This is a genomic window from Providencia sp. PROV033 (assembly GCF_028484855.1).
Classification (GTDB): Bacteria; Pseudomonadota; Gammaproteobacteria; order Enterobacterales; family Enterobacteriaceae; genus Providencia; species Providencia alcalifaciens.
Genome location: NZ_JAMPSW010000124.1, coordinates 1 through 8,603 on the forward strand (window position 1 = coordinate 1; position 8,603 = coordinate 8,603).

9 protein-coding genes are annotated in these 8,603 nt (G+C 46.7%); 1 reads left to right on the top strand and 8 read right to left on the bottom strand.

All coding sequences use genetic code 11. The annotated features are described in order from the left end of the window. The coding region (locus PSF16_RS15495; RefSeq protein ID WP_272689592.1) for an SPOR domain-containing protein at positions 1-443 on the top strand (443 nt) is incomplete at its 5' end. A 30-nt stretch (positions 444-473) separates the two neighbouring features. Here the strand turns inward: PSF16_RS15495 and PSF16_RS15500 are convergent. From PSF16_RS15500 to PSF16_RS15535, 8 genes are all read right to left on the bottom strand, one after another. After that, complete coding sequence (locus tag PSF16_RS15500) at positions 474-1,580, bottom strand: fatty acid desaturase family protein (RefSeq protein ID WP_272689599.1); 1,107 nt, start codon at positions 1,578-1,580, stop codon at positions 474-476. After that, the gene (locus PSF16_RS15505; RefSeq protein WP_272689593.1) at positions 1,567-2,691 is read right to left on the bottom strand and encodes a sterol desaturase family protein; all 1,125 of its coding nucleotides are present in this window, start codon (positions 2,689-2,691) and stop codon (positions 1,567-1,569) included. The genes PSF16_RS15500 and PSF16_RS15505 overlap by 14 nt, the downstream gene beginning before the upstream one ends. After that, on the bottom strand, positions 2,688-3,302 hold the full coding sequence (locus PSF16_RS15510; RefSeq protein ID WP_272689594.1) for a phosphatase PAP2 family protein: 615 nt from the start codon (positions 3,300-3,302) through the stop codon (positions 2,688-2,690). The genes PSF16_RS15505 and PSF16_RS15510 overlap by 4 nt, the downstream gene beginning before the upstream one ends. Beyond that, positions 3,299-4,576, bottom strand: coding sequence for a F390 synthetase-related protein (locus PSF16_RS15515; RefSeq protein WP_272689595.1), 1,278 nt, complete (start codon positions 4,574-4,576; stop codon positions 3,299-3,301). Before PSF16_RS15515 ends, PSF16_RS15510 begins: the two co-directional genes overlap by 4 nt. After that, the gene (locus PSF16_RS15520) at positions 4,573-5,373 is read right to left on the bottom strand and encodes an MBL fold metallo-hydrolase (protein WP_272689596.1); all 801 of its coding nucleotides are present in this window, start codon (positions 5,371-5,373) and stop codon (positions 4,573-4,575) included. Before PSF16_RS15520 ends, PSF16_RS15515 begins: the two co-directional genes overlap by 4 nt. Then, positions 5,370-6,377 (bottom strand): NAD-dependent epimerase/dehydratase family protein, encoded by a 1,008-nt coding sequence (locus PSF16_RS15525; RefSeq protein WP_272689597.1) that lies wholly within the window; start codon positions 6,375-6,377, stop codon positions 5,370-5,372. The genes PSF16_RS15520 and PSF16_RS15525 overlap by 4 nt, the downstream gene beginning before the upstream one ends. Next, positions 6,374-7,372, bottom strand: a complete 999-nt coding sequence (locus PSF16_RS15530) for a 3-oxoacyl-[acyl-carrier-protein] synthase III C-terminal domain-containing protein (protein WP_036963363.1) — start codon at positions 7,370-7,372, stop codon at positions 6,374-6,376. Before PSF16_RS15530 ends, PSF16_RS15525 begins: the two co-directional genes overlap by 4 nt. A gap of 134 nt (positions 7,373-7,506) precedes the next feature. Then, positions 7,507-8,603 (bottom strand): glycerate kinase family protein (locus PSF16_RS15535; RefSeq protein WP_272689598.1); only part of this gene is annotated, 1,097 nt, incomplete at its 5' end.

The window sequence follows — 8,603 nt, forward strand, 5'->3', positions numbered from 1 at the left end:
TCGTTTCTGATGAACCCACGGAAGTGATCATTACCCTCGTGCTGCCCCCGTCAGAACAAAGAAGTGAAACTGAACAGGCAGAATCAATGCCAATCGACATGCCTAGCAAGCCGATAGAAGTCACGATCCCCACGACAAAAAAAACCTCGGTGAGCACCAATTTAGGCGGCGATATTCGTTCTGCATCCTCTCGCCATTACACGCTACAACTAGGGAGTGCTGCCAGCGCTGAAGGGCTTTATGAACAAGCTCGTCGACATAAATTGAGTAATTATTTGGTGTATGAAACCGTCAGAAATAACCACCAATGGTATGTGCTCGTGTATGGCGAATACCCGTCAATCCGCTCAGCCAAACACGCCATACACAATTTACCTTCTGCGTTTCAACGGGATAAACCGTGGGTGTGCAGCATTCAACATGTTCAATCTGAACTGAACTAATATATCGATGTTTAGGTAAGTGAATCTTGCTTACCTAACCCCTTCCCCCTCACCCATCCGCCGCAAAAACTGTTGTTGATAACGCCACAGTGTTTTGGCGTCAACACAATGATAATCCAAACAAAATTGCAGCGCAGTTTGCTGAATAATCTTAGCAAGGGCGGGATAATGCCGATGGTGCCAATTGGGAAAAACATGGTGCGTTAGGTGTAAATTCAACCCACCGAGCCAATAAGTCAACCATGTCGGTGTAGTTTGCCAATCGTAGGTGGTTGAAAATGTATGAGTATAAAATCCTTGTGCCATTCGTCCCGATTTTGGCGGTGTATAAAAAGTGGCTTTCGCCCAGTGAGTTCCGAGGATCAGCACCACAAAAATCAGTGATGCCAGCATCTGGCTCAGTAGATAAACCCCGAACAGTGTGCCAATGCCGATGCCATAAGGGGACAGCACCCAATACGGTAATAATAATGCCAATGCAAGATGCAGCATTTTACTTAGCAAAAATATACCAATACCTTTGGCGCCCTGATGGCGCATTTTGGGTGCCACCCGCGTGAAATGAAAGCGATCAAACCAATCAAATCCCCAAATCAGGGCGGGGAACGTCATTGCTGCAATCAGCGGCCAATACAGATGCTGCCAACGCATAAACGGATACCAGCGTTGATAAGGGGTTTGGCGCAGTAAAAAATTTTCTTCAATGTCTAAATCATAATGACGGATATTCGTATGAGTATGATGAAAAAGAATATGACGAACTCGCCAACAATCTGGGTCTAATCCCAGCGGAATTGTCACCCAGAAATTCAACCAACGATTCGCCCATCCGCGTTGAAATACCGCATTATGAGAGGCGTCATGCACCACATTGATCGCCAATAATAAGGCAAAGAAAATAAACAGTGGGTAGCCAATAAAAAAAGCTACACTCCCTTGAGAACTCAGCATGACAAAATAAGTGCTAAAACAAGCAATAACCAATAACGCACTTTTCAGAAAGGCTTTTCCATCCGCAAAGCGGTGCTCCCCGCGTTTTTGCAAGTATCCGTTAGCGGCTCGCTGTAATTCACGATGGAAAGCAAGGTCATCTTTCTGACGAAACGCCAGCGGAGGTAATGGGCTAGGCTTGTACATCATCGCTATCCACAACAGTTGATCCAATGCCGATGAGCACACACACACTGTGTAGCCATAACAGTGTGCTCGCCACCAGCCAGAATGGCGTTATCCATCCTGCCATCATGATCAACAACACCATCATACTGGCAACCACAAACCAGCTCCATTTTCCCCAATTCTGACCGCTAGATAGCCCTGACAGCGCCACAGTCCCGCTCGCCAGAAGGAGGAATAACCCAATTTGCTCGAGTGTCGTCCCATTAAAACCGTATCCGTAGCGATAAACATAGCCAATCACCAACGTGAACAGCAGCAATGTCCCACCCACTAGCCCTATTTTTCCGGTGTGATAGCGGGGAGAACGTATCGTTTTATCCCCTTTTTTAATGCCAAGCATACGCAAAAATGGACGATTACTATCAATCAGTGGGTTTTCTGTCGCGGCTTCCCCTCCAATACCATATTGATGAGGTGTTTCAGGGGATTCAGAGAACGTACCAAATAACTTGTCCCAAATAATGAAACTGCCGCCAAAGTTACGATTGGCGTACCCGCCCGTTTTAATATGGTGAACCCGATGATGATGCGGTGTCACCATCCACGCTTCCAACCATTTAAAACGGGGAATTAACCCACTGTGGTTAAAAAATTGAATGGTGTAATGAAGCACAGATACCGTCATAAAGACGGTGAGCGGCACGCCCATCAACGCCAATAACAGAAAGAACGGAATCGAAGTGAGTGAGGAATACCACGAATTACGTACCCCTAACGAGAGATTAAAATGCTCCCCTTGATGGTGCACCACATGCACGGCCCACAAAAGACGGTAACGATGGTGCAAACGATGCAGCCAATAAAAACCTAAATCCCAAGCGATTAACGTAAACAACCACACCAGCCACATTGGCCAGCTATCGGTAAGACCAAAAGAAAAATGCGTGACCACAAAACCGTAGCAAAATAACTCTAATCCACGGAACAGCCATAACATGATATGACCGGAATTTAAGTTAAACACCACATCTTGCCAGCTAAATGAAACCTGTTTTTGGCGGGCAATAATCAGTGCCTCCACCATCACGATCAACACCATAAAAATAATGGGAAATGTCAGTTCATTCATTGCATTCTCCGTGACGGATTGTCTGACAATATGTGAACAACGGTTATCGCTATCCATGCACACATCATGCCGCCGACCACATCAATAAACAGATGCCGCTTCAGCATTAAAACTGAAAAAATAATCACTAACGCCCAACACACCCACAGTAGATTTAGCGCCAATTTTCCTTGTCGCCATAACGCCACTAACGAAATGAGTGTCAAAGAGACATGTAAAGATGGCAACATATTTTGTGAGGTATCTACCTGCAATAACCCAGCCAATGCCTGCTGAGTCAGCCCGCTACCTATATTTTGAGGAAATTCTGCTGTAGTTGGATAAATCAGGTATACCGTACCTGATAGCACCGCACAGAGGATCATCTGCCACATTAACGGCTTTACTTTATCGACATTACTCAGCAGATAACCACAAGGAATAAAAAGGAAAAAAGAGAGATAGAGCCATACCGCATTTGGCGAATAACCGATGGTATCATCAATCATTGTGGGGGAAATAATATGTGCGGAAGAATAAATATGCCCCGTCAAGGAGTAGATAAACCCAACGCATCCCCAACCTAATAACAAATACCCCACGCGCCGCCATACTGACATCGACGTTATCATGGCGCCTCCCGCGTGATCCGCCGACGCTTGATTGCCATTGTCGTCACGGGCAAGGTCGTGTTGAGTTGCCACTGAAGATGCGCTATCACTGCGCCTTGCAGTTCAAAATAGTCAGTTAGTGCTTGCTTACACGCCAAGAGCGCCGCTTCCTCACAGTCCGCGGATAAGGTGAATAACAGCCCCTGTTGATGAAGTCGGTAATCTGTTTCCGTTGGTAAAGTATTACATATCACTCGGTTACAGGCGTCCGCAAACAGGGTTATTGGCTCACCGTGTTGATTGGTTAAGACCAATTGATCATCGCTACGCCCTTCAATGCGTTCAATAGCCAGTTGTGCATCACCGCAGGGGCATGGAGTTTCTCTAACAACCAAGATATCATCGAGTTGATAACGCACAATGGGCTGAGTTTGTCGCGTAAAATCCGTGATAATCGGTAAAAATCGACGCTCATCAATCCACTGTTTTTCAATATGCAAAAAAGCTTCATTCAGATGCAATGTGCCATGAGGGCAGGTGCAACCAAGAAAACCTTCCGTCGCTTGGTACACTTCGCCAACATCTGAAAAAACAGCTTTTAGCTGGGCTTTATCATCTGTATTTAGCACTTCCGCCACTGATATCACCCTTTTTGGGGTTAGTGAGCACGCATTTCGCTGCTGGCGTTTTGCGATTTCCACCAGCACCTGAGCAGGAGCAACAATAATGGTAGGCAGCCATTCATTAAGCGCAGCAAGATGCTCATCGAAATCCCCCAGCAAGTCGTAAAAGCGAAATGAGAGCCAGCGATTATTCACACTTTCGTATAAGTTATTGTTTGCACGTAGAAACAGTGCAACGCGTTCCCCTGCAAATAATCCATCCGGCAGCATCTTAGCCAGCATAGTTCCCGACCAGCGAGCTTGCTCACCTGGGCTGACCACAAATACGCCCCGCTTTCCTGAAGTTCCAGACGATAATCCCACACTGAATTTTCCCACTGTTGGGGAGAAATCTCGGGAAGATTCACTCTGTTTTGCGCAGGCAAGCAGCTCATCCACTTTCAGCCCTTGGGTGTTCATGCGATCAAAATGCTGCATCATCAAAGCTTTATTCATCACAGGCCACTGAGTAAGTGCTTGCTCACAATATGCCGAAAAATAGGGACTGCGCCGTAAAAAACGCTGAGTAAATGCCGACAATTTTCGCTGTTGATATCCTTCTAGCGCTGCACGATCCGTAAAACGCAGTCGGCGAGCCTGCCAGTAATGCCACAGAATTTTCAGCAGTTTCACAAATCACCTTCATGGCACAGTTGAATCGGTATGTGACGCTTATCAATGTGGTGTAATTTATTCAGCGTCTCGTAATACGCACGTTTATCATCCATGATCAGATTGGCAACCGCCATCGGACCGCGTAACTCTCGATAATTCGTCGGCGACCAAGCCGCATCTCCTGCAAGCAAAACCCAACCGTCATCCGTTGCCACGCACAATCCCGTATGCCCTGCGGCATGTCCCGGTAATGGCACCGCTATTACGGTTTTCTCCGTATTAAGGGCATACCCATCCCCCAATTCAGCTAACGCTTCAGGCAGTGCGGTACGTTCAAAACCTTCATAAAATTGCGCCCGACCTTCGAAATCTTCAGGGATCAGCCCCCGAACGAAGGCTTTACGTAATGCCGAAAAACCCGTTAATCCTCGGGTTTTCTCCCAGCCATCGCCAGAACAAATAAAAGGGATATTGGGAAAATCTCGCAATCCCGCAATATGGTCACCATGGAAATGAGAAATAATCACCCCAGTGATGTCGGCAGGCTCGATACCATCTGCCTTAAGTTGGGACACTAACGCATCCTGAGTATCGAAATAAACTGGCGTGACTGCACGGTACAACCGCATAATCCCCTCGCGGGTATGGTCATAGAAATGATCAGCATACCCCGTATCGAACAGCCAACGTTGGTCGTGACCTTCAATCAACCATGCACGTGCAGGGAATTTGCACGCTTTCATACTGGCACCTTTGAGTGCAACACAGCCGGGATGGGTACAGTAACCAACTTCAAATACCCGAATATTCATCATTGAACGCCCTCTTGATTTTCTTGCAACCATTGTGCTGTACGTGCAATGCCTTCCGCCATCGAGTAACGCGGAGTATAACCGAGCTCATTTTGAGCACGTTCGTTATTCAAAATCATCGTGAAATAGGCAGCGCCAAGGCTATAACGGGTTAATAGCGGCTCTTTTTTCTGTATCATCGCCCATTTTTCTAAACCCAATGCCACCGCATATAACAACGGATAAGGCGCAGATTTAATCTGGCAGGATGTACCAGTTTGTGCAAAAAGTGCCTGTAATGTTGTGGCTAATGGCAGAGGCTCATGGTTCGTAATATTAAATATCGAGCCACTTTTTAGCGGTTTTTCTGTTGCTAATAACATGGCATGCACAACATTATCGACATAGGTGAGGTCAAAAGCATTTTTACCTCCCGCCGGTAAGACAAGTTTGCCGTGACGAGCGCGAATTTGAGCCATCAAACGTGGCAGTAAAACACGATCGTAAGCACCAAACAGTCCACGAGGTCGTAAGATCACAAAAGTGGTCAAGGGAGAATCGGGAACTAGCTTGGCAATCTCTTGCTCCGCAAGGAATTTAGTTCGAGCGTAATCGTTCGCAAATTGCGTGTTAGTCGTTGATTCACGAATATTATTTTGGTGCGTAAAATTAAAATAAATCGCGGGCGTAGAAATATGCACAAACCGCTCAATCCCTTCTTTTGCCGCTGTCTGTGCCAATGTTTTGGTTGCCAACCAATTAATTGCTTCGAAGGCTTTTTTCTCCCCCCAAGGAGCCGATAGCGCGGCACAATGCCAAACCCCCTGACATCCCGCCATTAATTCGTGCGCGGTTTCAGGGGTCAACTGTGCTAATTCAACGGGAATAAATGTCGCTCCCGCATCCATCAATATCTGCCCGACAGCTAAATCACGCCCACAAGCCACCACGTCGTGCCCTTCCCGTAACAACGTTTCAGCGGCATTCCGTCCAAGCCCACTGGTTGCGCCGGTGACTAAAATTTTCATGGGATCAAAACCAAGGCAGATAACGCCAAACCGGCTGCGGTTCCTACCAACATCACGTGTGATTTTCCATAAAAACGGTCGGCCATAATCGCGTCATGTAACGCTGAAGGAATCGAGGCGGCCACTTGGTTACCACGCGTTGCATAGATATCCACTAACTGCTCCGCCGTCACGCCAAGACGCTTGCGCATATGCTCCAAGGAAAGATGGCTGGCTTGATGGGGCACCACTGTATCAATTTGCGTTAAACTCACTCCCGCTTGAGAGAGTATTTTATGCATGAAATCCTCAACCATGGCAGATGCCATCTTAAATAATGGTTTGCCTTTCATGTGAAATAAAAAGTCACTGGGCTCCATACCTGAGCGCGGATTACAGCGTGTTCCCCCTGCACGGATCTCGCAGAGATCTAATCCTTCAGGATAGGTTTCCAAACGGAATGCTAAAATACCGCTCTTCCCATCGCCACGTTCGACGAGGGTACAGGCTGCGCCATCACCAAAAATTAAGGAAGATTCTTCATGATCCCAATCGATCCCCCGAGAAGCGATATCCGCAGAGACAATCGCAATTCGCTGATATTGGTGAGTCGCAAGCAATCCGCCAGCAACTTGCAACGCGGATAAGTAACTCACACAGCTGGCATTAATATCAAAGCAAGCAATACCGGAAGAGAGTTTACTATGAGCCAAAATATGCGCGGCACTACAAGGCAGTGCTTGCACAGGAATGGCTGATGCACAAATTAAAGCGTCAACAGTGGACGGGTCAATATGATGGCGAATTAATGCATCATGAATGGCTTCGGCGGCGAGCTCCGCTTGGCTATCACTATTCGATGCATGATAGCGCCAGCGGATCCCTGAGCGTTTTTCAACATAACCGCTAGGCTTATTCAGCTGCTTATCCAAATCCACTGATAAAACTTTATGGGCTGGCAATGCAATGCCAGAAGCGATGATTTTCAGTGGGACAAATGTAGTCGGGTTAAGCATCTTTTTACCTATTCTTTTTTGTTTATTGCTTTATTAACCCATCATTTACCAAATTACATCTCTACATGGTATCGGAAAAAGTGCATATAAAATAAATATCGGAAAAAACGCCATATTTTCCATCAGTAAATTTTTTAATTTTTATTCTTCAAATGACGACCAATATTCAAAACATTAGCCACATTAAAGGCAGCGTTTTCTAAATTCTCTGCACCCTGTTTGAGAACCTCATTGAGTGGGGCTAAGCGCGGTAAAATACTGAATACTCCCGTCACACCTTCTTGATACAACGCCTCAATGCCCTCGCCTAATACTCCGCTCAGTGCAATGACTGGAATTTGGTGTTTTGCTGCCAGTCTCGCAATACCTATTGGCGCTTTTCCTCCTGCGGTTTGCCCATCCATACTGCCTTCACCAATAATCACCAAATCCGTATTCTGCAAATGTTGCTCAAACTGCAAAGCCGCCATCACAATCTCAATACCTGATTTAAGCTCACCACCGAGTAATGCAGCAATAGCAACAGCTATCCCACCTGCGGCACCACCGCCCTCAAGGTAACGATAATCCGTTCCTGTTAAATTCTGAAGATGACCCGCAAACTGATCCAGAGCCTTGTCTAATTCCACAATCATTTCTGAAGTCGCCCCTTTCTGCGGACCAAAAACTGCCGCGGAGCCTTGCTTGCCAACTAAAGGGTTACTGACATCACAAGCCACGTCAATTTTGCAATGGGACAAGCGTGAATCAAGATGCTGAATATCAATATGAGCAATTTGCGGGAGAATGTTACCGGAAGTCCCAAGCAACTGCCGATTTTCATCATAAAATTTGACGCCGAGAGCCTGCAACATTCCCACGCCACCATCCACGGTCGCACTACCACCAATGCCTAAAATGATTTGCTTAACACCTTGGGAAAGCGCATGCGCAATCAGCTGCCCCGTTCCATAGCTGTTTGTCAGCATCGGGTTGCGCTGCTCAATAGGCACTAACATCAAGCCACTGGCTTGCGCCATTTCAATGACCGCGGTTTGACTTTCGGCTAATAATCCATAGTGTGCCGTCACCGGCATGCCGAGAGGATCAGCAACTCTCACAGACACTTTTTTGCCATGCCGCGCAGCGACTAATGCATCTACCGTTCCTTCGCCACCATCAGCAACAGGTAACAACACATATTCCGCTTCAGGAAACACCCGTTGAAAACCATGAATGATTGACTGAGCTG